This is a genomic window from Bacillus sp. SKDU12, assembly GCF_010093085.1.
GTDB classification, from domain to species: domain Bacteria; phylum Bacillota; class Bacilli; order Bacillales; family Bacillaceae; genus Bacillus; species Bacillus mexicanus.
Window position 1 is genome coordinate 114,457 of sequence record NZ_MSRC01000018.1, and the last position, 23,695, is coordinate 138,151.

Sequence of the window (23,695 nt, forward strand, 5' to 3'; positions counted from 1 at the left end):
AAGCACTGCTTACGAGCAGTGTTTTTTCCTATAGAAATACCAGCATTGATTCAGCAGTTTAATTTGGTAATTGTCTTTCTCAAGGAATGCTTTTTGCATCTGTTTTTTAAGCCAATTTGGCATAGGCTCATTCCTCCTCAGCTTTTATCATAAGAGGGACAGTGATTACCATATTGTATGCGGACGGTGAATTGTCCCGTTCAATGTTTTTTAAGTGAGGTGCACGATGGATAATAAAGAGCTTCAAAAGCTGACTGAGGATATTTCAGAAACGTATTTTAAAAAGCCGTTCCGCCATGAGGCGCTTTTTAATAATAGGCTTAAAACGACGGGCGGAAGGTATCTGTTAACTTCCCACAACATTGAATTGAATAAAAAATATTTGATTGAACATGGCAGGGAGGAATTGATCGGCATCATCAAGCATGAACTCTGTCATTACCATCTTCATCTTGAGGGGAAAGGGTACAAGCATAGAGACAGAGATTTTCGAATGCTGATGCAACAGGTCAATGCCCCAAGATTCTGTACACCTCTTAAGAAAAAAACAGAAAACAAAAAAACTTATATGTATATCTGTACGGCGTGCGGCCAACAGTATATAAAGAAACGTGCCATGAACCCTGACCGATACAGGTGCGGAACATGCCGCGGCAAAATAAAAAGAATTTTTTCGTGAAAAAGGTTGACGTTTATAGTAAGTCTATGTTACATTATAAAAGTCGTTACGAGAGATGAAAAAACATTGACCTCTTGACACTGAAAATCAAGGCTGATAAAATAAGTCTTGTCTCATTATTCCACAGTAGCTCAGTGGTAGAGCTATCGGCTGTTAACCGATCGGTCGCAGGTTCGAATCCTGCCTGTGGAGCCATATTGGAGAAGTACTCAAGTGGCTGAAGAGGCGCCCCTGCTAAGGGTGTAGGTCGCGTAAGCGGCGCGAGGGTTCAAATCCCTCCTTCTCCGCCATAAAATCTCGATATAAGTTCTCAACCATCGGCCCGTTGGTCAAGCGGTTAAGACACCGCCCTTTCACGGCGGTAACACGGGTTCGAATCCCGTACGGGTCATTCCATATTCGTTGGGCTATAGCCAAGCGGTAAGGCAACGGACTTTGACTCCGTCATGCGTTGGTTCGAATCCAGCTAGCCCAGCCATTTTTATTTTTTGAAATTGAATAGCAAGAGCCATTAGCTCAGTTGGTAGAGCATCTGACTTTTAATCAGAGGGTCGAAGGTTCGAGTCCTTCATGGCTCACCATTTATCTTTTTGCGGGTGTGGCGGAATTGGCAGACGCGCTAGACTTAGGATCTAGTGTCTTACGACGTGGGGGTTCGAGTCCCTTCACCCGCACTTTATTTTTACAAAGTGCACACAAATCGGTTTTGCTAGGTTAAGAGCCTGCTAAACCAGCACAAACAATTTAATGATCACGCGGTCGTGGCGGAATGGCAGACGCGCTAGGTTGAGGGCCTAGTGGGTGAATAACCCGTGGAGGTTCAAGTCCTCTCGGCCGCATCAATGATACCAAGGGTTTTGAGGCTCTTGGTTTTTTTGTGTTTATTTTTAAATGATTTACTGCCCACAAACTACCCACTTACCTAAAGTAAGTCATCTAATTTATCAGCCATTTCCTTCTGTTTGTTTGGATATAGGTGTCCATAAACATCAATTGTTGTTTTTACAGAACCATGTCCTAAACGCTCTTTAATTGTAATGTAATCTTCTCCTTGGTGTATTAATAGTGCAACATGTGAATGTCTAAAATCATGTAAACGTATAGGAGTAAGATCGCTGTCCTTGCAAAAGTATTTAATCTTCCGACTGAAAATATCTTTTCTTGAAGGTGTATCTTTATATTGAAAGATATAGGTATCATTTGATTGTCTAATACCTAAATCATTAAACAACTCTTTTTGTGCTTCTCTCCAAACCTCTAGTAGATTTAGCAATTTTTTATTGATACTAACTCTCCGAATCGAATTTTTGGTTTTTGGTGTTGTGACAACAAATTGACCATCAAGCCAGGTACAGGATTTATGCACATCTATTTCTAATAAGATTTTGTCAATATCTTTCCATTGCAGGGCGAGCATCTCACCACATCTTAGTCCAGTTAAAAAAGCAACGGTATAAAAGGTTTTAAACAATAACTGGTCTTGAGGTATTAAACTAATAAATTTTTTGAATTCTTCTGGTCTCCAAAACTTCATTTTCTTTCTTGTTAAAGGTAATCGTTTAACATTATCACATGGATTTCTTTTTAAGATTTCTTCATGTACAGCTGTATCAAAAATTTTGCTTAGACTAGTCATGATATTATTAACTGATTTATTGCTTAGACCTGTTTCGATTAAATGTTTTCTGAAATCAATTATTTCTCTATGTGTGATTTTTTGTATATCTGATTTCAAAAAGTAGCTAGATATATGTTTGTTTATAATGTATTTCTGATTCTGATAATAGTTAGGTTTGCTATCTATTTCACAATTTGCTAAGTAAATTGTGAAATAAGAGTCTGAAAGCTGACTGATCTAGACTTTCTTGCTCTTTCTTCCTGAAATTCTCTTCTTAATGTTGCTTCTAATTCTAAAGCTTCTTTTCTGGTTGATGCTACTGGTCTCGTCCTAATTCTTTCTCCGGTAATCGGGTCAAATCCAAAGCTAACGTCAACTTGATATTGACCATTTACAAGTTTTTTTACAGACATTTAATTTCTCCTTAACCAAAAGCGCTTATTTCGTGTGAATAGATTCTGTTACTAAATGAGCCAATTTGAGAAAGTTTATAATCAGTAACAAATGATGGTACGTTGAAGTATGCTGCTATTTGTTCTTTGCTAAAACCCTGTATATATGGAAGGGCTTCATTAAGCATTTTATCTGTCAGTATTAATTCTGCTGCAAATAGGCTTGCTTGATGCTCAAGTTTATCTTTTAGAACTTTAGAGCAATTCACAACTTTAAAAAGTGTTCAATCTTTTATGGAGAAAGTAATGCCCATGGGCAATTACATATTGTTGATGTTGGAGGTTCTCGGTGATATGAATTAAATATTGATCTGTGGCTTTGTCATGTTGTAGTAAACCGTTTGCTTGTCCAAGATCATTTTTGAGTATATAAATTTTTTGGATGTCACAAATTTCATAGGCATTATTTGTACCATGTGTCTTAATGACTGATTGGACTTTATGTTTAAATCCTTTGCTTGTATAAATTGTTATCACTCTTTCTTCTTTAATTCGTCAATGAATTTAATTCCGTTTTTTAATGCTTTTTTAACAAGGCGTGCAGTTTCCTCATCAAATTCACCATCATTCATAAAAAGGAGTGTATCTTCATCATTTAATTCCTGTATGGCTTCATTAATTGTTTTATTGAGTAAATCAGTTTCGTTTTTCTTGCTTACTTCATCCTTTCCTAATAAATAGTCTGTAGATACGTTATATAAGTTGCTCAATTTTAAGAGTGTGTCTGTATCAGGATCTCTGTAATCTCTTTCGTAATTAGACAAGTTATTGTTACCGTATTAAGTTTCTCTGCGGCTTCTTTCTGAGTGTATCCAGCTTTTTGTCGAGCTTCTTTTAATTATGATGTTACTTTAACTTACTTTAGTAAAGGGCGATTTATTGCCGATACAAGTGATGATAAGGAATACACAGCGAAATCCAAAATATTAGAGGGGTTATTTTTCTCTGATGGAGAGACTCAATTAATAGAGAATGCATTTTCATATTTGGCTTCGAGGAAGATGTTTGCTGATGTTGAAAATTTTTCGATTGAAGTCGCTGATTATTTTCATGAACAAGGAAATTTAATGCTCTCTAATGAATATTATCGTATGAGTATTGAAGCAAGACGAAAAATTAAAAAAGGGGAGATTATTAATGAAAATCAGCCGGATTCTATTGGCAGCAGTGATTTTAAGTAGTGTATTTTCAATAACTTATTTGCAAAGTGATCATAGTACAGAAGTCAAAGTGGCTGCAGATAGGGTAGGCGCATGAGGGGACTAGAAAGGTTTAATCTTTTTTAAAAGGTTAAGCCTTTTTTTAGGCTACAAATGTAATCAGTGCCCAATTAGTTGCCCTGAATTCATGAAAAAGGATAAAATAGGTGTAAATAAAGTTGCTATTTTAAAATTAGAATTAATTCATTGTCGGCAATAATAACTAATCGGCGAAGAAAGGATAATGAGTCATATGAAAACATTAGTTATCGTTATACACCCTAATTTGGAAACGTCTGTTGTCAACAAAACCTGGATGAATCGTTTAAAGCAAGAGAATGACATTACGGTTCATGACCTGTACAGTGAATACCCTAATTTTATCATTGATGTAGAAAAAGAGCAGCGGCTCCTGTTAGATCATGAGCGTATCGTTTTCCAGTTCCCAATGTATTGGTACAGCAGTCCCGCGTTACTCAAACAATGGGAAGATGATGTGTTAACACATGGCTGGGCTTATGGAACTGGAGGAACTAAATTGCATGGAAAAGAACTACTCTTAGCTATTTCCTTAGGCGCACAGGAATCTGATTATCAAGCAGGCGGAGAATATAATATCACGATCAGCGAGCTTATCAGACCGTTTCAAGTCACTGCTAACTATATAGGAATGCGTTTTCTTCCTGCGTTTACACAATCTGGGACACTTCACCTTTCAAAAGAAGATGTTAAGAACAGTGCGGAGAAATTGGTTGAATATCTAAAAGCTGAGCATTGATTCGGTATTCGCGAGGGAAGCTGAAACAAATTATGTGTTGTGAAAATAAGGCTTTGTGATAGATTTTAATAAGCTTAATTTCAAAGTTACATCGAATAGTGTGATGAAATGTAGAGTTCCTTGGCCTCTAATAGGTGCCCAATTTGTGCCCAGAATTCATGAAAATGATGAAAATAGGTGTAAATAAAATAACAGATGCTTAGTTTAAAAGCTTTTGTAACCCATAATATATTTTTACTAGGTTGAGGGCCTAGTGGGTGAATAACCCGTGGAGGTAAGTCCTCTCGGCCGCATCAATAATACCAAGGGTTCAACCACCTTTTGTATTATTAATTGTTGCAGGTGAATGTGGCATAAAAAAAGTGCTGACCTCTGCACAAAACCTTTGCGCGAGTCTGCACTTTTATTCTGTAAGGTACATTGCCTATTATCATCGATTATGGAGTTTATTTAATCCGTTCTTAGCCGATCTGATACTTGGATTTTAGGAGTTTTTTTTAAGTGTTTAAAACCAACAAACTTTTTGCTTTCTTCATCCCATAGGCGGAACTTTAACGACTTAAGACTTGTTGCCAGTGTGATGGTCGGAACGTTTTGCAATGGTTCAGTATTGTTATGTACGATTTCAAGCTTATAGTTTGGGACTCTTGGGCTTAAATGATGAACATGATGAAAACCGATATTGCCTGTTACCCATTGCATGACTTTTGGAAGCTTATAAAAAGAGCTTCCTTCAACTGCTGCTTTTACATATTCCCACTGCTCATCTTCTTCAAAATATGAATCTTCAAATGTATGCTGAATATAAAACATCCAAATTCCGAGGGATCCCGATATCATAAAAATTGGCGTCTGGACCAGCAGAAAGTTTTTCCAGCCTATCGCCCAACATAAAAGTGCTGCCAAAGCAACGATCCCAAGGTTCGTTACATACGTATTCATCCGTTCTTTGCGTTTTGCTCCTTTACGATTAAAACGATTGGTAATCCCGAAGACATAAATCGGTCCGATAATAAACATAACAAACGGATTTCTATACAATCGGTACATTATTTTTGTCTTAGTTGAGGCTTCCTTATATTCTTGAACGGTCAGTACCCAAATATCACCTGTACCGCGTTTGTCCAGGTTGCTGCTTGTCGCATGATGGACAGAATGATCGTGTGCCCAATGATCAAAAGGATGCAGAGTAAGAATTCCTGTTATTGTTCCAAGAATTCGATTCGCCTTTCTGTTCTTAAAAAAGGAATAGTGGCAGCAATCATGAAAGATAATAAAGGTTCTCACTAAGAAACCTGCCGCAACGATAGAAATCGCTAATGTAAGGATATAAGAAATCGATAAGCTCTTATATGCCAGACACCATAACAAGATAAATGGCACTAATGTGTTAACGATTTGATAAATACTTTTTTGTAAATCGGACTTTTCATAAGGGATAACCAGTTTTCTCAAAGTCCTCAGGTTTTGTTTAGTATGCATTTTTAAGAGCTTTCCCTTCTTTGCTGTTCTTAATTTAAGTATAGAAAACGTTTTATTGCCTTTGAAGTCCCAGTTGCCATACTTCATATATGATAAGTATCATGGTTTTTTTATAATTCTTGTTTTGGATCCTTTTTAAAAGCTGTTAAATGAATCGGTTTTCCAATCTCTCTAAAAAATGATTGGAACTGCAAAAACTGATTCCCAGCTCAAATCAGGGTCAACCGGAATACAAAGCGTACGAAAATTATACCCAGCTTTTTATCGGGTTAAACTCTCTCCTTGATCTCTATGGGAGGTTGAATTATTGATTGTTTGAGGAGCGAAAAACTACCGAAAATATTGATTGCTTTTTGAGGGGCAAGATAAAGAGGGCTAGAAGCACATTTACTGTTCAGCTTGAATTTCCTCGTTTCTTAATGAAAAAGGCTTTAGAAAGAGGATATTTATGTTCAAGTTCTATTTTTTATGAGTACCTTTGAAAACGGGGGATATCATGAGTGCCCGTTTAGAAATGCAGAATAAAGCTTTTTTTAATAAATCTTTAACAATCAATAGTGAAAAAGGTTTGAAGACACTCGTGATTCATTTCACGGTGTTTTCAATAGACATCTTATTTGGCATTCATATTTACGTATTTAACAAATAATACCACTAATAAAAATAATTTGCAGTTATTTCCGTTTCGTGCTATGATAAAGGAGAATTATTTTTGTTCGTGTAAAGGATAGTATGAATATTGACTTTTCGTCTTGATGATACTTGGGGCAAGGATAGTAATAGAATGTGTGCAAACGCACTAGGAGGCAACAAACATGGAACAAGGTACAGTTAAATGGTTTAATGCAGAAAAAGGTTTTGGATTTATCGAACGTGAAAATGGAGACGATGTATTCGTACACTTCTCTGCTATCCAAAGTGATGGCTTCAAATCTTTAGACGAAGGTCAAAAAGTAACGTTTGACGTTGAGCAAGGTTCTCGTGGAGCTCAAGCTGCTAACGTTCAAAAAGATGCTTAATTTTCAATCGTTTATACAAACAGGCTCTTTATAGAGAGCCTGTTTTTTTATGTTCACTATAATTTTGTCAACAAAAAAACCCTACTCAACGTTCGAGTAGGGAGATATGGTACAAGGTAATGGAAAAAGGTTTAAAACTTTAAAGGTTTGTTTACAGTATAACATACTGGGTTTACAATATGCGGAATGTATACAAATTATTTGTTTTTCTGTTCTCAATACAACTGCATGTTATTCTGTCTTCTTTCACTAACCTGACCGTTCATTTAAACACAAGGTTAGATCAATTTCATCTGGAAATTCCGTCATTTTTTAATTGTTGACCATATATTTAGACGGTACAACTCACATATCTCTGTTATGAAAAGAAGTAAACGACTGTTATTCACTGTCGCAGCAGATGTAAGAAACTTTTTAAAGATAGAGAGGCGATTGATTGTTTTTCTCTGGTACTTAGACCTAAAACGATGAAAGCCCTGCCTCTCTTTCATCCTTACGGTTCCTTGTCCGTGCCAGTGTGAATCAGGTACAAAAGTCAAGTGACTATCTCATTGAGTTTTTTGATAAAACTCCAAATGTTCGTTGAAGAAATTTAAATAATAAAAATAGATTAGAGTGTAGGAATAATAAAGAGGTTAATGTTCTAAAAGTAAGTTGAAGAAGTTATACGATTTTGAAATAGTTTGCGTTTGATCGTAATATTCCGAAAGTGTAAGGAAGCTTTTTGATAAGCAAAACATTAATCTTAACAGAAACTTTTGATTTGATTTTCAGTGATCCCTTTAATAACTTCCAGTTCACTAATCAAAAATTCATATGCATTATCCAACATTTTTTTTTCGCTTGTATTGAGTGCTTTTTCTTTCTTCATACGCATTAAATCACGTACAACTTCCGCACCTTCTTGGATTTTACCCGTTTTTATTTTGTCTGTGTTTACTTTATACCTTTGTTTCCACGGCAGTAACCTATCTGATTCTCCATGCTGAAAAATGTGTATAATGTGTTTTAATGCAAGTATGTCAGTAACTGGTCGTATATTTAAACTCAATATTTTACCCGTTGGAATCATTACTGTCATATTATTGATTGACATTTTTATGACATAATAGTGTTGTTTTTTCTCTAAAAATTCTTTTTCTTCTATGGCTTCAATTATACCTGCTCCGTGCATTGGATAAACAATGTTATCGCCGATTTGAAACATATTATCCACCTCCATGTATGGTAACTTAACTTAAGATTACCATACATGGAGGGAATATCAAAATTTCAATGATAACATGAGACTTTTTTAATTGTCAATAACTTTTTAAAAAACAAATCAAGTAAAAAACAACATTAAAACAATCTGGCCGCATCAATGATACCAAGGGTTTTGACGCTCTTAGCACTTTTTTGCAATCACTGTCCGCTTCTTACAGTAATTTCACCTGCCATTGAGGAGAGGATATTTTGGAGCTCGTCATGAATTTGACGTCAAGTCACCAGAGTATTGCTATAACCCAGAAACGTAAAGACGGATATAATGAACTTATTTGTTCAATCCAATTAGCATAAAATCTCTCTAGGAGGAACAAGTTTTCTTGCCTAAGAGGGTTATAATCGTATGAAATAGCTGAAAATAAAAAAAGAAAAAGGACACCAAACAAACAGCACTAGTGCTATAAGTTCGGTGTCCGCAGACTTCTATTTTTTATTTCTCTAAAGCCTTAAGGCCTTATTCTTATTAACCTCTTCCAGCTTGGAAAGAAGGATATTTCGTCATACCGCCATCTGCAAAGAGTGTAATACCTGTTACATAACTCGCTTCAGAAGATGCTAAGAATGCTGCTACAGACGCTACTTCTTCTGGTTTACCGATGTAGCCCATTGGAATCATGCTTTCAACATCTGCACGTTGTACTGGATCTGCAAATTTTTCAGCGTTGATTGGTGTGTTCATTGCTCCTGGTCCAATATTGTTCACACGAATTCCTTTTGGTGCATATTCAAGTGCCAATGTTTCTGTCATTAGCTTCATACCACCTTTACTAGCTGCATAGTGAACAAATAGCGGCCAAGGAATCATTTCATGTACACTAGACATGTTAATGACATTTCCTTTAATATCATTTTCTACAAAGTATTTAATCGCTTCACGGCTGCCAAGGAATGCTCCTGTTAAGTTTGTGTCGATTACCTTGTTCCAATTGTCTAAAGAAAGTTCATGAGATGGTACAGGGTTTTCAACACCTGCATTGTTAATCATTACATTCAATGTGCCAAATTCTTTTACAGCTGTTTGTACAAGGTTGATGACATCTTCTTCTACTGTTACATCACCATTTACAATAATAGCTTGTCCGCCTGCTTCTTCAACTTCTTTTTTAGCTTCTAGCGCTTCATTTTCATTATTGCGATAGTTAATGACCACTTTTGCTTGTTCTTGACCGAAGCGAACAGCCATTGCACGTCCTAGACCTGTTGATCCGCCTGTAATTACGACTACTTTATCTTTTAAATCTGTGTACATGATAAGTTCCTCCTAGTTCTCACAATTATTTTTTTATAGATATTCTTACTGTTAGTTTTGAAATGTATTTTAGCTTTTTGCTATCCCTAGCAGCACTCCACCCAAAATAATGAGCACAATGCCAATTGAAATCGAAATAAGCTGACGCTTTGTTTTCTTTTCGCCTAGTAAGAAGATACCTCCAAGCGTTGAAACGACGATTCCCATTTGTGATAGTGAAAAACTTGTCGCTACCCCTACCTTAGGTTGGGAAATAAATAAGAACATGTTACCCGCAGCCCATATAAGACCAGGGATAATGTTGCGGATTGCGTATTTATTAAAAGGTTTATGTTTATAAGTGAGAATGAGTCCGCCAATAAACATACCGATAGCTTGAGGGAATAAAGCTACCCAACCATCGACGTTAAACAAACGTGCAACGACAACATATACTAAATATCCAATCGTGGATATAATCAGTGTGACAATGCCCTTCTTAAATTGCCCAGATTGTTCTTTGCTTTTTTTGCTTTCAAGAGAGGTTAACACAATCCCGATCACGATAAAAATGAGGGCTAGTATTCCCAATATAACTGTAGTGACTGTTGACCACTCATGAAAAACAATCACCCCAAACAAAGCTGTTGATACGAGCTGCATACCTGTTGAAATAGGCATCGTTTTAGAAACACCAATATATTCAATGGTTTTTAACTGATTGCTTTGCCCAACAGCCCAAAACAAACCTGAAACGATTCCTACAATAAAGATAACAGGCGTCAAAACTGGATGAATAACAAGATAGATAACAGCTGAAAAGATCAGTGCTCCAATTGTTGTTCCAAGTGTTTGACTATAAGGTCCTCCGCCTAACTTGACATTGAAGAGGACAATACTTCCCCAAAATATTGCAGGAAGAATGGCTAAGAAAATATCCATTTGATCCAAACCTTCTTTCCCAAACCCTTGATGTATTTTAATTAAAGTGGCTAGTTTTATTTCGTCACTTTACGTTACTAATAGTAACCTAGGTAACTAAAATAGTCAACGGTTTTATTTTGTATTTCTTTTTTTGGTTAGTTCTTCGAAACGATCTTTCTCTATCATATTAAGATAGTCCCTTATAATAAGGGTTTACCCCGTGAAATCTGATTTTAAAAGAAAAAGTAGTCGCAATAAAAAAAACAAACCTAAGTTATTAATAGTAACTTAGGTTTGTTTATCGCACAAGTTATGGATGCTTTTCAACTAATATATAAATGAAGTAAAACCAAAAGATGATATAGGGTCGTATCAATCAAGCAGGTTAGAGTTATGAGGGAGCTAAGTATATGAAGATGTGTAAAACAAAAAGGCCTTGATAGGGTTCAAGGCCTTGTGATGTTTGGGATTAGAATTGTTTAGCTAGCTCTTTGGCTTGTTGAATTGCTTTATCTTTAATTTGAGGAGTTTGTTCTGGGAATTTCATTTGTCCTTCAATAATAATATTTTCAAAAGATTTTATACCGAAAAAATCCATCATAACTTCTAAGTACCGGTTTCCCATCTCTCTTTCCATTTCAGGTCCATGTGAGTAGATGTCTCCCCGTGATTGTATATGGAGAGCTTTTTTTCCTTTTAGTAAGCCTTTTAAGCCTTCTTTTGTATACGTGAAGGTTTTGCCTGACACCGCGATTGCATCAATATAGGTCTTCATGATAGCTGGAACGGATAAATTCCACATAGGGGTTACAAAAATATATTTATCAGCTAACAAAAACTGTCCGCCTAATTCAACTAAACGGGCGACTTTTAATCGTTCATCCGTTGATAAGTCTTGAAGTGAAGATTGAGAGCGAAGTTTTTTCCAACCATTAAATACATCTGCGTCTAGATAAGGAATATCAGCTTTATATAAATCTAAATGGACTACATCATCTTCAGGATGTGTTTGTTTATAACTTTCAATGAATTCTTTTCCTACGGTCAGGCTGAGTGATTCATTTTCAGATAGAGGATGTGCTGTTATATAGAGAACATTAGACATGGAGATCTTCCTTCCTTATTAGATAATGTGAAATAGTGTTTTATTTATTGGCATAGCAGGTACTAAAAGAACGGTCAATCCTTGACCCAGCTTTCCGCCCATTGACTAATCGGTCCTAGTATTTTACCTAATTCTGTTCCCTTTTGGGTTAAAGAGTACTCAGAACGTATCGGACGATCGGGGATTACATTTCGTACAATAATTCCCTGTTCTTCTAATTCTTTAATCCGTTCAGTTAATATCCTTCTACTTAAGGAAGGCATGCTCTCGCTTAACTGACTGAAGCGCTTAGGCCCACTCATTAGCACATAAATAATTAATCCAGTCCACTTTTTCCCAATTATCTCGAAGCTTTTTTCTACTTTAGGTTGTAAATCTTTTGACTCGCCCATATGATATGTCCTCCTTCATTCAATATGGATGAAAAATAACTTATGCATTTATTGTAACAAAAAAAACGAAAAATTATTTGGGTCCTTTGAATTAAAAAGGTTGATATCGATTTTTTTAGTTACTTTTTGTCACCTTAGTTCCTTTAAGTACCAGTTGGATAAATTGGTTATTAACATATTTAAATCAAGATTGTGAAATGAAATATCCTTTTTGAAACAAGATGTGGATATTTTAGGAAGGGTTTAATAACTTTAATATAAAAATCTACTTAAGTTTACTGTAATAGATATGGAGTTTTTTTACAAACGAAAAGACCAGCAATGATATATTAAGATTTCACTTACTAAACATAGATGCTTTTAGGAGCTGGAAAAGCGTTTTAATGAAGTAATGGTCTTGTAGAGATGCTCCAAGTCTTCATACGTTTTGAAATAGCAGATTTAGAACGTGGAATGCAGTTGTCGCATGACAAAAGAAAATTGGAGAGTGGAATGTGGAGGCGAGGCCATCACATTCCAATAATCCCTATAACTTTTATTTGTGATGGCCGCGGTAGCAGTGCCCATCTAATGCCCAGAATAAATAGAAAAGTTTTAAATCAGTGTAAAGTCCGATTGGGCATTTTTGATTTTAACAAATATTGGAGCGTGAAAAACGCAATATTACTTTGCAATTATTTACGAGGCGTGCTATGATAAAGAAGAATTATTTTTGTTCGTGTAAAGGATAGTATGAATATTGACTTTTCGTCTTGATGATACTTGGGGCAAGGATAGTAATACATTGTGTGCAAACGCACTAGGAGGCAACAAACATGGAACAAGGTACAGTTAAATGGTTTAATGCAGAAAAAGGTTTTGGATTTATCGAACGTGAAAACGGAGACGACGTATTCGTACACTTCTCTGCTATCCAAGGTGACGGATTCAAATCTTTAGACGAAGGTCAAAAAGTAACATTTGACGTTGAGCAAGGTGCTCGCGGACCTCAAGCTGCTAACGTTCAAAAAGATGCTTAATCTTTGATCGTATATATAAAAACAGGCTCTTTATAGAGGGCCTGTTTTTTTTACTTTATTTTCGTCAACAAAAAACCCTACTCAACGTTCGAGTAGGGAGATGATACAAGGTATAGAAAAAGGTTAAAACTTCAAAGGTTTGTTTACAGTATAACATAATGGATTAACAATAGGCGGAATGTATATAAATTATTTGTTTTTCTTTCTTTTTTAACTAACTTTTTGTTCTTGCGGGTTATTGGATGGTTTTTGGGAATTAGAAAGAACATTGTAAGGCATTAGAAATCACAGAGTTATCAAAATTCCTCATCTGATTGGATTTTATCACGCGAATGGTAAAATTAAGTAAATAATTCATATGGGAGGTTTCCCTTTGCGATTAAACATGTATACAATTATTTTGATCATTCTTGCTGCAGCGTTTCATTTGGTTTTTATATTCATGTTTCATCAAGGTATATTAGCGTATGGTTTTGCTATTATCTTTTTATTAGCTGCTGGGTATTCCACAACGTTCACTACACCTAAGAATCAGGACAAAGCGGATTAACAAGGTACCGAGACTAGTTTATATGGAGAATCAAAGCATGAAAAGGATGTTACATCGTGTAGCATCCTTTTTTGTTTCTTGAAATAACCAGTTAAGAAAGATTTAAGGTCGAAAATTGAAAAAATTTATATATTTTCAATAAAATACTGATAATATTGTATACGTGAATAGATTGTTTGAAAATTGTAATGAAGGTAAAAGGGGTTTTCTAATTGCGTTGGAGTAAATGGTTTAATATTTTTTGCATAGCAGCATTGGGATCAATATATGGTTATAAATTATTTACTAACCAAGAAGTCAGTACTGCTCGTTTCATCATAGCTTCTGCCATTGTTTTATGGAACATTATTGGACTTTTTAGCAAAGAACCAGCAAAACAAACACAGCAAGCAAATGAAAAGTTATAAAATGAAAAAAACTAAATAAAAATTGGTAAAGAGGGTGTTATATCACGTAGCACCTTGTCGTTGAATAGTATAAGTTGGTTGATAAAATGACAGAATATTTAAAAAGGAGCTGTCACATTGTTAAAAAGATTTTCTTTGGTTTTTCTTACGCTAATGTTGTCTATTGTTGCTGTACTAGTAGCTGCTAAAGATTCCCCTGGGGATAACGCTATTTCATTTGATGAGCCTGCTATCTTATTGATATCAATTGGAATCATTGTGTTTTTATTCATTCCTCCGCTAGCCATGTCCTTTTTTGGCAATTGGATTGTGAGGATAATATCTGGAATATATCAATGCTTTATCGTTTTCGCTTTTTTGTGGCTTATACCAATTGGTTTTCTTATTCCCGATGGGTTTTTGATCATCTTTGTTTCTGTTGCAGGAACTTTAGTCAGTATAACAAGTGTTGCAATAACCTTATTAATTGGTAAGAATCGAGGAGTCACACCATCATAAAATTGTTGCTTTTCCTGAACGATCATTGTCTATCAATTTTAATGGGGAAGTCCTAGATTGTTGCTGCTGAAATGATGGCACATTCCCACAGCATTTGCATAGGATATCGCATAAAATTAAAATTGTGGGGACGAGAAATGTACTATTTACAATATCCTTATTTTGTTACTGTGCCGATGTATTACGACGTAAGGTCTGTTTATCCGGCTAACCCGCACGAGGTAAGCTATGTAAACAGGTCTGAAGACTTGCGATCTTCATGTGAAAACCGTCAGCTTTCCTTAACTGATTATGGACCAAAACCATTTGTGGTAAATATTAATCAAGCAGCAAAACAAAACAATACGTTCCGTACTGCGCTATGGACAGGGAAACATTTACAAGTTACGTTAATGAGCCTCAATGTTGGAGAGGATATCGGTCTTGAAATTCATCCTCATGTCGATCAGTTCTTACGAATTGAGCAGGGACGAGGAATTGTTAAAATGGGCAAAAGCAAAAATCTATTACAGTTTCAAAGAAACGTTTATGATGATTCGGCTATTATGATACCTGCGGGCACGTGGCACAATATAATCAATACAGGCCATACGCCGTTAAAGCTTTACTCTATTTATGCTCCTCCCAACCATCCATTTGGCACAGTTCATGTGACAAAAGCGGATGCTGCGAAAGAGGAGCATAGATAAAACAAACTTTTTAAGCTAGGGAAAACCCGGTCAAGTACGATGAAAAACGAAGGCTTGGAACTCAATTGTTCTAAAGAAAAGAGCTAAAGTGTTTGATGAAACAAGTCGATATGTAAAATCGGCTTGTTTTTTTGCGGCTCGTCAATGTACAGTTTCCAAATAGCGCCCAAACAAATTCTCATGCACTTGACATTATACCGGTGGGGGTATAACATAAGAATCAGAAACAGTTAAAAAGGCGGTGTGAACAAATTTCTTATTTGGTAGTCGCAATCCTGCTTGTTCTAATATTGATTTATACCATATACAGGCGTTATTATCCTGTAAAAGGTATTTTTTGTGTCAATAAAGAGGAAATAGAAGCATTAGACATGACAATACTAGATATTCGTCATTATAACGATGTAACCAATCGCTCAGATGACATGACTTTACACATCCCATATGCGTATTTAAAACGTTTTTATTTAGAGATTCCCCGTGATAGAATACACATAATAGCTCGTGATCGAGTAGAGCTGCATTTAGGCGTGCGCTTTCTAAAGCGCAAAGGTATTCTTGTGAATAGTTATGAATTGGCAGCTTGCAAATGCACCAATTAATAAAAGAAAGGAGATTACTCATATGGAGTATGATCAAAAGGTTAAAAATCGCTTGCGCCGAATAGAAGGACAGATTAAAGGTGTATTGACGATGATGGAGCAAGGAAAAGATTGTAGAGAAGTTGTCACTCAATTGGCTGCATCTCGTAATGCAATGGATAGAGCATTAGGTGTTATTGTGAGTACAAACCTTGAACATTGTGTTCGAGAAAGCTTGGAACAGGGGGAAGACACATCCAGCTTAGTGAAAGAAGCGGTCGACTTATTGGTCAAAAGCCGATAAAATATTCATCAGCCTATCACTTTAAGGTTGACGAATTTTTATCTGCGTTATAATATACCCCTACTGGTATTTTCAAATTGATTCATAACACTAAAAATTTTTGTTTCTAATATACCCCATAGGGTAATTAGGATAGGAGGTTACCATGACAGAACAAACCAAACGTACAACAATTGTTTTATTTAGCGGAGATTACGATAAAGCAATGGCAGCCTATATTATTGCAAACGGTGCTGCTGCTTACGACCATGAAGTGACGATTTTTCACACCTTTTGGGGTTTAAACGCTTTGCGTAAAGAAGAGCTTGTTCCAGTGAAAAAAGGGTTCCTTGAAAACATGTTCGGAAAGATGATGCCTCGCGGCGCTGATAAGATGGGTTTATCTAAAATGAACTTTGCAGGTATGGGACCCAAAATGATTAAAAATGTGATGAAAAAGCATAATGCACTGACATTGCCTCAGTTAATTGAGATGGCTCAAGAACAGGATGTAAAGCTTGTAGCTTGTACGATGACAATGGATCTTCTTGGTTTACAAGAAAAAGAATTATTAGACGATATCGACTATGCTGGTGTAGCAGCTTATTTGGCAGATGCTGAAGAAGGCAATGTCAACTTATTTATCTAATGTTATTCATTGCAAGGGAGGCTATGAATCACTATGGGTAGTGGCGTGATGATCAATACTTTACTCATTTTATTTTTACTTTGGGTCGTATTTCGACGTTTTTTATCACTGCAGGGCGTTAAACAAATAACAACTGCTGAATTAAAGTCAGAGCTGAAAAATAAGGATAAACAGTTTATCGATGTACGAACACCCCGTGAGTTCCGTACAAGACATATTAAAGGGTTCAACAATATTCCCTTGTCTAACTTGCCTCGTCAAACTCATCAGCTTTCGAAAGACAAAGACGTCTTTGTGATCTGTCAAAGTGGAATGAGAAGTGTAAAGGCAAGTAAAGTATTGAAGAAACAAGGATTTAAACATATCACAAATATAAAGGGGGGAATGAATACATGGCATTAACACCGATTTTTATCTGTTCATATACCCCCACCCCTATGTAAGAAAAGGAGGAAAAATGATGAAAGCAAATATTGTCCTAGACGCTAAAGGCTTGGCGTGCCCAATGCCTATCGTAAAAACAAAGAAGAGAATGAAGGATATAAAAGCTGGTGAAGTATTGGAGATTCAAGCGACAGACAAAGGTTCTACAGCAGATCTGCAAGCATGGGCCAAGAGCACAGGCCATGAATATTTAGGTACTGAAACAGAAGGAGAAGTCCTTCGTCACTTTCTTCGAAAAGGAGGAGAGCATTCATCAGAAAATGCATCTTCAATTCCTGAGATTTCCTTAGAAGCTTTCAAACAGAAAGTGGATCATGACGAGTCTCTTCACATTTTAGATGTCCGCGAGATAGAGGAGTATGAAGAAGCTCATATCCCCGGAGTGGTGCATATCCCTCTTGGCGAAGTAGAAAAGCGCTCTAACGAGTTAAACAAAGATGATGACATTTATATTATTTGCCATTCAGGAAGAAGAAGTGAAATGGCAGCTCGCACTATGAAAAAACAAGGGTTTCAAAAAGTAATCAATGTCATCCCCGGTATGCGTGATTGGACAGGTAAAACAGAAAAAGGAGGTATGTAAACATGACCTTGCAAGCACTTACCGCAAAAGAAGTCACACAAAAAATCTTTAACAAAGAACCTTTATTTGTTTTGGATGTACGTAATGAAAATGATTTTAGCGATTGGAAGATTGAAGGGCATTATTTTGACCATTTAAATGTACCGTATTTCGATCTTTTAGACGGCGTAGAAGATATCTTAGAGAAAATTCCGTCTGATAAAGAAGTGCTGGTCGTTTGTGCCAAAGAAGGTTCATCTGTCATGGTATCCGAAATGCTTTCTGAAGCAGGTCTTTCTGTATCCTACCTTAAAGGTGGGATGAAAGCATGGAGCGAACATTTAGAGCCAGTAAAAGTCGGGGATTTAAAGGATGGCGGCGAGATGTATCAGTTTGTTCGCATCGGGAAAGGCTGCCTGTCATATATGGTCATTTCCAATGGTGAAGCGGCGATTATTGATGCAACACGTATGGCAGATATCTTTATCGATTTTGCGAGGGAGAAGGGTGCGGAGATTACTCACGTATTTGATACACATCTTCACGCAGACCATATCTCAGGCGGCAGAGTCATAGCTGAAAAAACAAAAGCAACCTACTGGTTACCGCCGAAGGATGCAGAAGAAGTGGTATTTGATTATCAGCCGCTGGAAGAAGGCAACGATATTATTATTGGAAATACAAAGATAAAAATTCAACCGATTTATTCACCGGGGCATACCATTGGCTCCACTTCTTTTATTGTCGATGATCAGTATCTTCTTTCAGGTGATATCTTGTTTATTGATTCAATTGGCAGACCAGACTTAGCCGGCATGGCAGAAGATTGGGTGGGAGATTTAAGAAAAACTCTTTATAGCCGTTACAAAGCGTTATCAAAGGATTTAATTGTATTACCAGCACACTTTATGATCATTGATGAGCTAAATGAGGATGGAAGTGTTGGTAAAAAACTAAGTACATTATTTACCGAAAACCATGGTTTGAACATTACGGATGAAACAGAATTCAGACACTTAGTGACAGATCATTTGCCTCCGCAGCCAAATGCCTATCAAGAGATTCGTGAAACAAACATGGGGAAAATCAGGCCGGATGAAGAAAAACAGCGTGAAATGGAGATTGGGCCAAACCGTTGTGCAATTCGGTAACACAAGAGTTTCTATTAAAAAGAGGAGAGATGAACATGAAATCAGATAAAGTATTAGACGCAAAAGGGCTGGCATGCCCTATGCCAATCGTGAGAACGAAGAAAGCGATGAATGAACTGGAATCAGGCCAAGTATTAGAAGTGCATGCAACAGATAAAGGAGCTAAAAGTGATCTTGCGGCTTGGTCAAAATCAGGCGGGCATGACCTTTTAGAGCAAATTGAAGAAGGCGATGTACTGAAATTCTGGATTAAAAAAGGCTAATAGATGTGAAAGGGTATCGAATAAAAAAGATACCCTTTTCTTTTGAAAAGGAGGAAACCGAAATGGATCTTGCCTTTATGATCACTCTTTTCATTATAGGGTGTATTGGTGCTTTTATTTCCGGAATGATTGGTATTGGCGGATCTGTTATTAATTATCCAATGCTATTGTACATTCCTTCTTTAGTAGGAGTGATGTCATTAACAGCCCATCAAGTTTCAGGGATAGGAGCGATTCAAGTTTTTTTTGCGACACTTGGCGGTGTGTGGGCTTATCGCAAAAGCGGGTTATTAAATAAGGCATTAATCATTTATATGGGAAGCAGTATTCTGATAGGGAGTGTATTGGGGAGTTACTTTTCTCATTTCATATCTGAAAAAGGGATTAACTTCATATACGGAATACTAGCCATTATAGCTGTTATTTTAATGTTTATCCCTAAAAAAGGGCGAGAACATAGAGAAGGCGAGGAGGTCATATTTCATAAGTGGTTAGCCTCATCCTTAGCCTTTATCATTGGCGGTGTATCAGGCATTTTAGGAGCTGGCGGAGCCTTTATCCTCGTTCCTATTATGTTGTCGATTTTAAATATTCCGGTGAGAATCACTGTCGCCTCATCTCTTGCGATTACATTTCTATCCTCTATTGGCGCAACAGTTGGAAAGGTAATCACAGGCCAGGTGCTTTTTGGACCAGCTCTCGTTCTGATGATCGCTAGTTTAATTGCTTCGCCTATTGGCGCAAAAGTTGGACAAAAGGTAAATAAAACAATTCTTCAATGGATTTTAGCGCTATTAATAGCAGCGACCGCCATTAAAATTTGGTTAGGGTTCCTTTGAAGTTAGTCAGGGGAAGGATCAGCAATCGTTGGTTTTCTTTTATGTGATGACGCGTTGCCACATTCAATCTTAACTGTGGGAAAAAGGATAGTGATTGGAGGGAACTGTTAAATATAGAAGAAAAACAAGCATGATGTTACTTGCTTGTTTTTCTTCTGATTAATGAATAATCATTAGGTCAATGAGGTGCTTGATTTTTTTGTCATCGCCTGTATTAACGTACACTTTTTCTTTGTTTTTTATGATCTTCTCAGTCTCTTTCCGCATGACGCCCGGATCTAAATCATTAGCGGAATCCCAGCGTAAAGGAACATTGTATACATTGATCGTGCCATCTCCATTGCCGCTGTAAGTTACAGATCCATCCACTAACCGGGAACCTGCCAGCTGGATCACATCTTCTGGATAGCAGGCACTGGTGTCATCATTAGGATTGATCGGTTCGCCGGCTGAAATATGGCGAACATTCAATTCATCTATTTCTTGATTTGGCGCAAGCTGGAGCCAAACGCGGGCATATTCGATTTTCTCGGAAGAATACGAGGCCAATCCATTGCCTTCACTTTTCTTCTCTTTTTTTACTTCCCCTGAAGAGGCTTCACTTAATGCGGCCGTGGAAGTTTCTTTTGAAGACTTTTCAGTTGAAGCTTTTGATTCGGATTCGTCTGATCCTGTTGCCGGCTCCGATTCAGCCTTGCTTGTTTTATTGGCTTCATGATGTTCGTCTGATTTTGCAGCGGCATCATGGTTTGAAGGCTGCTTCGATTCTTCGTTCTTACCGTCCGTACACCCAGCAAGCGATAAGGCAAGCAGCAGGACGGCACTCCAATAACATATCTTGCTACATTTCTTCATTTTTTCAATCCTCTCCATTAACTCGATTACTGAACATATAAACATTTGTTCATCTAAATATTACCATGAGATAGACGTGATGGTTTGAAATTTGTTTAAAAGAGGAAATGATTTTTGGTTAGTTTCACAAATGTCTCTTTTTCCTGCATGTGTGTAATAGAGAAAAGGAAGTAGAAGAAGATACCACGAAAATGTGAGTATGTTTGGTACGGGCTGATAAATAATCTGTGGATGAAGGAGAGCTGTCCACAATAACTAGTCAATACAGTAAAAGACGTGAGCTGATTTTAAAAAGGGGGAGTAAGGCATCATTAATATTTGCTGGCTCTTTTTATAAGCATCTTTTTAACTGAAAAAATGTATTATGGTATAGTTAAATATAACGAAACATTCAAGGAATGGGGAATGAGATGAATACAATCAAAAAACGCAAGAAATCTAAGGCTAAAATGATCCTGCAAGTCATCATGGTCATTATCGGAGGAATAATAGCAGCATATGGACTAGAAACAGTGCTTATTCCAAATAGTGTCTCTGATGGAGGGGTGACAGGCCTCAGCATTGTTGGTTCACAGCTTTTCAATTTGCCGCTGGGGATTCTGATTGCCGTTATCAATATTCCATTTGTCTGGTTAGGATATAAACAACTTGGGAAGGGGTTTGCGTTATTATCCATTATCGGGATCATATCGCTAGCCGCGGGGACAAGTTTTTTTCACCACACTCCGGCTATTCTAGAGGGAGATACCTTGTTAATTACCGTTGTCGGCGGGATTATCCTCGGATTCGGAATGGGCTTGGCGCTGCGCAATGGCGGCGCGTTAGATGGAATTGATATGCTTGCTGTGCTGCTATCCCGAAAACTGCCATTTGGAACGAGCGATCTTATTCTATTCTTAAACCTTTTTGTATTTATTTTTGTTTCTACCGTATTTGGTTTGCAAGGGGCATTGCTTTCAGTCATTGCTTACTACATCGCATCCAAAGTCATTCATGTCGTTGAGGAAGGCTTAAGCGGTTCTAAAACGTTTCAAATTATTACTGCCGAACCTGCATTAATGGTAGAGACCATACGTGATCAATTAGGGCGAAGCGCCACATACAAAGAAGCATACGGGGGCTTTTCCCATGAGAAATTTCAAGAAATCACTTGTGTCATCAACCGATTAGAAGAAACCAAACTAAAGGAAATTATTAATGATATTGACAAAGATGCCTTCGTTACCGTCTATGACGTAGCTGAAGTGAAAGGCAGCAATTTTAGAAAGCACAATACTCATTAGAGAAAAGTTACAGCAACTCTCAAAAAAGGCTTTTTCCATTAATGAGGGTCGATCAGATATAGAAATACCAAGGGTTTTAAGGCCCTTGGTATTTTTGTTTCCTTTGTATATTGCTGAACGACTTATTTTTCTGTGGTGTAATAAAGCAAAGCGATGACCGGAAAAGCAATTCCAATCCATAATGCTGTACTCCATCCGCCTGAGGCATATGCCCATCCTCCAATAGATGACCCTATAGCTCCGCCTAGAAAGAAGATCGCCATGAATAATCCGTTTAATCGACTGCGAATGTCAGGCGCCAACGAAAAAATGGCACGTTGACTGAGCACAAGATTTGCAGATACGCCCATATCTAACAAAATAGCTGCGGCCACTAGAACTGCTATTCCGAATGGGGAGCTGCTCTGAATCATGAGCGGCAGCAATAAAGAAACGATGACAACACCGAGAGCGATTCCAGTGGCAACCCGGGTCAAGCCGCGATCAGCTAAACGGCCGCCAATGGGAGCAGCGGCTGCACCCGCAATGCCCACTAATGCGTATAGTGCTATTGCTTTCTGAGAAAAATGAAAAGCAGGACCGGACAATAATAAAGGAACAGTCGTCCAGAACAAGCTGAAAGCTCCAAATACAAACGCATGATAAATGGCACGGCGGCGTAAGATTGGAGTCGTGCGCAGCAGGCTCCACATTGAACTGAGTAAGGCAGTATAGTTTGTATGAGCTGCTGGTTTTCTGGCAGGGAGCACTTTGGCTAATACGATTGCCAGGACAACACTTACCGCGGCGGATAAAGCAAATATTGCATTCCATCCCCAAATATCAGCGACTAGACTGGAGATCGGCCGGGCAAGCATGATACCGAGCAATAGGCCGCTCATGACATTGCCGACAACCCGGCCGCGCTCCGCATCTGATGCAAGGTATGATGCAAATGGAACAAGCACTTGGGCTGCGACTGATCCTAATCCGATGAAAAACGCAGCTGCTAAAAATAGAGTTCCATCCTTCGCGAATACTGTGGCAATCAACGCCGCGGCGCTTAGCAGGAGCGATACAACGACCAGTTTCTTGTTTTCGATCATATCTCCCAGAGGGACAAGGAATAGTAAGCCGGCAACATATCCGATTTGTGTTAGTGTGACAATCAATCCAGCACTGCTTGGAGAAATTCCAATTGCTGCACTAATTAATCCGACCAAGGGTTGTGCATAGTAAAGATTAGCGACAATGATACCGCATGCAGTTGCGAGAAGAAGAGTGAAGCTAGGCGAAATTCTCTGATCTGCTTTTTGTTTGTTTAATGTAGACATAAAAATGAACTCCTTTTTCATTGGTTTTATAATGTTTGATCAATGATTGGCTGATACATCTCCTTTGCATAGTTGTTTCATGATTTGTGAAGTTATAGGTATTTTATAAACTAAACGTTTAGTTTTATTTATAAGCGAATAATATACTAAACGTTCAGTTTTGTAAA

The 23,695-nt window shown here is 37.3% G+C and carries 27 protein-coding genes, 7 tRNA genes and 4 pseudogenes; 26 read left to right on the top strand and 12 right to left on the bottom strand.

Annotation, left to right across the window (positions count from 1 at the left end; all coding sequences use genetic code 11):
• Positions 1–9: 9 nt before the first annotated feature.
• On the bottom strand, positions 10–123 hold the full coding sequence (gene cmpA / locus BTW01_RS16645; RefSeq protein ID WP_003225207.1) for a cortex morphogenetic protein CmpA: 114 nt from the start codon (positions 121–123) through the stop codon (positions 10–12).
• 103 nt (positions 124–226) lie between these two features.
• Between cmpA and BTW01_RS16650 the strand changes: the two genes are divergently transcribed.
• The 8 genes from BTW01_RS16650 (at position 227) to BTW01_RS16685 (ending at position 1,518) form a co-directional block, all read left to right on the top strand.
• Positions 227–679 (top strand): SprT family protein, encoded by a 453-nt coding sequence (locus BTW01_RS16650; RefSeq protein ID WP_162104104.1) that lies wholly within the window; start codon positions 227–229, stop codon positions 677–679.
• A 120-nt stretch (positions 680–799) separates the two neighbouring features.
• Positions 800–874: transfer RNA gene (locus BTW01_RS16655), tRNA-Asn, on the top strand.
• Positions 875–878: 4 nt separating this feature from the next.
• Positions 879–969 (top strand) — tRNA-Ser (locus BTW01_RS16660).
• A 29-nt stretch (positions 970–998) separates the two neighbouring features.
• Positions 999–1,070, top strand: a tRNA-Glu gene (locus tag BTW01_RS16665).
• A gap of 12 nt (positions 1,071–1,082) precedes the next feature.
• Positions 1,083–1,157 (top strand) — tRNA-Gln (locus BTW01_RS16670).
• Between the two features lie 27 nt (positions 1,158–1,184).
• Positions 1,185–1,260: transfer RNA gene (locus BTW01_RS16675), tRNA-Lys, on the top strand.
• A gap of 11 nt (positions 1,261–1,271) precedes the next feature.
• Positions 1,272–1,353: transfer RNA gene (locus BTW01_RS16680), tRNA-Leu, on the top strand.
• A gap of 81 nt (positions 1,354–1,434) precedes the next feature.
• A tRNA-Leu gene (locus BTW01_RS16685) sits at positions 1,435–1,518 on the top strand.
• Positions 1,519–1,601: 83 nt separating this feature from the next.
• On the opposite strand, the pseudogene BTW01_RS16690 reads toward BTW01_RS16685, so the two are convergent.
• From BTW01_RS16690 to immR, 3 pseudogenes are all read right to left on the bottom strand, one after another.
• Positions 1,602–2,710 (bottom strand): annotated as a pseudogene (locus BTW01_RS16690) (tyrosine-type recombinase/integrase).
• 11 nt (positions 2,711–2,721) lie between these two features.
• A pseudogene (gene immA / locus BTW01_RS16695) lies at positions 2,722–3,226 on the bottom strand (metallopeptidase ImmA).
• Positions 3,223–3,587, bottom strand: a pseudogene (gene immR / locus BTW01_RS16700) (helix-turn-helix transcriptional regulator ImmR); the annotation flags it as partial. The pseudogenes immR and immA, both read right to left, overlap by 4 nt.
• On the opposite strand from immR, the pseudogene BTW01_RS16705 reads away from it, so the two are divergent.
• The 3 genes and pseudogenes from BTW01_RS16705 to BTW01_RS16715 form a co-directional block, all read left to right on the top strand.
• Positions 3,586–3,930: pseudogene (locus tag BTW01_RS16705) on the top strand (tetratricopeptide repeat protein); the annotation flags it as partial. The pseudogenes immR and BTW01_RS16705 overlap by 2 nt on opposite strands.
• Positions 3,887–4,006, top strand: a complete 120-nt coding sequence (gene phrI / locus BTW01_RS16710; protein WP_076983188.1) for a phosphatase RapI inhibitor PhrI — start codon at positions 3,887–3,889, stop codon at positions 4,004–4,006. The pseudogene BTW01_RS16705 and the gene phrI, both read left to right, overlap by 44 nt.
• A gap of 195 nt (positions 4,007–4,201) precedes the next feature.
• Positions 4,202–4,726: an NAD(P)H-dependent oxidoreductase gene (locus BTW01_RS16715; RefSeq protein ID WP_162104106.1), complete on the top strand. Its 525-nt coding sequence runs from the start codon at positions 4,202–4,204 to the stop codon at positions 4,724–4,726.
• Between the two features lie 450 nt (positions 4,727–5,176).
• Here BTW01_RS16715 and BTW01_RS16720 read toward each other — a convergent pair whose 3' ends face one another.
• The gene (locus BTW01_RS16720) at positions 5,177–6,208 is read right to left on the bottom strand and encodes a fatty acid desaturase (RefSeq protein ID WP_162104107.1); all 1,032 of its coding nucleotides are present in this window, start codon (positions 6,206–6,208) and stop codon (positions 5,177–5,179) included.
• Positions 6,209–7,023: 815 nt separating this feature from the next.
• Here BTW01_RS16720 and cspC (BTW01_RS16725) point away from each other — a divergent pair.
• Positions 7,024–7,227, top strand: a complete 204-nt coding sequence (gene cspC / locus BTW01_RS16725) for a cold shock protein CspC (protein WP_162104108.1) — start codon at positions 7,024–7,026, stop codon at positions 7,225–7,227.
• Between the two features lie 745 nt (positions 7,228–7,972).
• Here the strand turns inward: cspC (BTW01_RS16725) and BTW01_RS16730 are convergent.
• The 5 genes from BTW01_RS16730 to BTW01_RS16750 form a co-directional block, all read right to left on the bottom strand.
• Positions 7,973–8,434 carry a CarD family transcriptional regulator gene (locus BTW01_RS16730; protein ID WP_162104109.1) on the bottom strand — a complete coding sequence of 154 codons (462 nt, stop codon included), beginning with the start codon at positions 8,432–8,434 and terminating at the stop codon, positions 7,973–7,975.
• A gap of 522 nt (positions 8,435–8,956) precedes the next feature.
• The gene (gene gdh / locus BTW01_RS16735) at positions 8,957–9,742 is read right to left on the bottom strand and encodes a glucose 1-dehydrogenase (RefSeq protein ID WP_162104110.1); all 786 of its coding nucleotides are present in this window, start codon (positions 9,740–9,742) and stop codon (positions 8,957–8,959) included.
• 69 nt (positions 9,743–9,811) lie between these two features.
• The gene (locus tag BTW01_RS16740) at positions 9,812–10,663 is read right to left on the bottom strand and encodes a RhaT/GlcU family sugar-proton symporter (protein WP_162104111.1); all 852 of its coding nucleotides are present in this window, start codon (positions 10,661–10,663) and stop codon (positions 9,812–9,814) included.
• 451 nt (positions 10,664–11,114) lie between these two features.
• Entirely contained in the window at positions 11,115–11,750 is a 636-nt protein-coding gene (locus tag BTW01_RS16745) for an FMN-dependent NADH-azoreductase (RefSeq protein ID WP_162104112.1), read from the bottom strand.
• A 74-nt stretch (positions 11,751–11,824) separates the two neighbouring features.
• Positions 11,825–12,142, bottom strand: a complete 318-nt coding sequence (locus tag BTW01_RS16750; protein WP_162104113.1) for a winged helix-turn-helix transcriptional regulator — start codon at positions 12,140–12,142, stop codon at positions 11,825–11,827.
• Between the two features lie 815 nt (positions 12,143–12,957).
• Here BTW01_RS16750 and cspC (BTW01_RS16755) point away from each other — a divergent pair.
• The 13 genes from cspC (BTW01_RS16755) to BTW01_RS16805 all read left to right on the top strand — a co-directional run bounded on the left by cspC (BTW01_RS16755) (position 12,958) and on the right by BTW01_RS16805 (position 20,077).
• Positions 12,958–13,161 (top strand): cold shock protein CspC, encoded by a 204-nt coding sequence (cspC, locus tag BTW01_RS16755; RefSeq protein ID WP_162104114.1) that lies wholly within the window; start codon positions 12,958–12,960, stop codon positions 13,159–13,161.
• A gap of 373 nt (positions 13,162–13,534) precedes the next feature.
• Positions 13,535–13,711 (top strand): hypothetical protein, encoded by a 177-nt coding sequence (locus tag BTW01_RS18315; protein WP_202923611.1) that lies wholly within the window; start codon positions 13,535–13,537, stop codon positions 13,709–13,711.
• Between the two features lie 212 nt (positions 13,712–13,923).
• Positions 13,924–14,118 (top strand): hypothetical protein, encoded by a 195-nt coding sequence (locus tag BTW01_RS16760; protein ID WP_162104115.1) that lies wholly within the window; start codon positions 13,924–13,926, stop codon positions 14,116–14,118.
• A gap of 117 nt (positions 14,119–14,235) precedes the next feature.
• Positions 14,236–14,616 (top strand): hypothetical protein, encoded by a 381-nt coding sequence (locus BTW01_RS16765; protein WP_162104116.1) that lies wholly within the window; start codon positions 14,236–14,238, stop codon positions 14,614–14,616.
• Between the two features lie 137 nt (positions 14,617–14,753).
• Positions 14,754–15,305, top strand: a complete 552-nt coding sequence (locus BTW01_RS16770; RefSeq protein WP_162104117.1) for a cupin domain-containing protein — start codon at positions 14,754–14,756, stop codon at positions 15,303–15,305.
• Positions 15,306–15,565: 260 nt separating this feature from the next.
• Positions 15,566–15,907, top strand: coding sequence for a sulfurtransferase (locus tag BTW01_RS18550; protein WP_276019689.1), 342 nt, complete (start codon positions 15,566–15,568; stop codon positions 15,905–15,907).
• A gap of 22 nt (positions 15,908–15,929) precedes the next feature.
• Positions 15,930–16,190, top strand: a complete 261-nt coding sequence (locus tag BTW01_RS16775) for a metal-sensitive transcriptional regulator (RefSeq protein WP_162104118.1) — start codon at positions 15,930–15,932, stop codon at positions 16,188–16,190.
• Positions 16,191–16,335: 145 nt separating this feature from the next.
• Positions 16,336–16,818 (top strand): DsrE/DsrF/DrsH-like family protein, encoded by a 483-nt coding sequence (locus BTW01_RS16780; protein WP_162104119.1) that lies wholly within the window; start codon positions 16,336–16,338, stop codon positions 16,816–16,818.
• 33 nt (positions 16,819–16,851) lie between these two features.
• A complete protein-coding gene (locus BTW01_RS16785) occupies positions 16,852–17,220 on the top strand; it encodes a rhodanese-like domain-containing protein (RefSeq protein WP_162104120.1) in 369 nt (122 codons plus the stop codon).
• Between the two features lie 55 nt (positions 17,221–17,275).
• Positions 17,276–17,845, top strand: coding sequence for a sulfurtransferase TusA family protein (locus BTW01_RS16790; protein ID WP_162104121.1), 570 nt, complete (start codon positions 17,276–17,278; stop codon positions 17,843–17,845).
• Between the two features lie 2 nt (positions 17,846–17,847).
• Positions 17,848–18,975, top strand: a complete 1,128-nt coding sequence (locus BTW01_RS16795; RefSeq protein WP_162104122.1) for an MBL fold metallo-hydrolase — start codon at positions 17,848–17,850, stop codon at positions 18,973–18,975.
• 35 nt (positions 18,976–19,010) lie between these two features.
• Entirely contained in the window at positions 19,011–19,238 is a 228-nt protein-coding gene (locus BTW01_RS16800) for a sulfurtransferase TusA family protein (RefSeq protein ID WP_162104123.1), read from the top strand.
• A 62-nt stretch (positions 19,239–19,300) separates the two neighbouring features.
• A complete protein-coding gene (locus BTW01_RS16805; RefSeq protein WP_162104124.1) occupies positions 19,301–20,077 on the top strand; it encodes a sulfite exporter TauE/SafE family protein in 777 nt (258 codons plus the stop codon).
• A gap of 159 nt (positions 20,078–20,236) precedes the next feature.
• On the opposite strand, the gene BTW01_RS16810 is transcribed toward BTW01_RS16805, so the two are convergent.
• Positions 20,237–20,932, bottom strand: coding sequence for a hypothetical protein (locus BTW01_RS16810; protein ID WP_162104125.1), 696 nt, complete (start codon positions 20,930–20,932; stop codon positions 20,237–20,239).
• A gap of 410 nt (positions 20,933–21,342) precedes the next feature.
• On the opposite strand from BTW01_RS16810, the gene BTW01_RS16815 reads away from it, so the two are divergent.
• A complete protein-coding gene (locus BTW01_RS16815) occupies positions 21,343–22,215 on the top strand; it encodes a YitT family protein (protein ID WP_162104126.1) in 873 nt (290 codons plus the stop codon).
• Positions 22,216–22,337: 122 nt separating this feature from the next.
• On the opposite strand, the gene BTW01_RS16820 is transcribed toward BTW01_RS16815, so the two are convergent.
• Positions 22,338–23,528, bottom strand: a complete 1,191-nt coding sequence (locus BTW01_RS16820; protein WP_162104127.1) for an MFS transporter — start codon at positions 23,526–23,528, stop codon at positions 22,338–22,340.
• Positions 23,529–23,695: the final 167 nt, after the last annotated feature.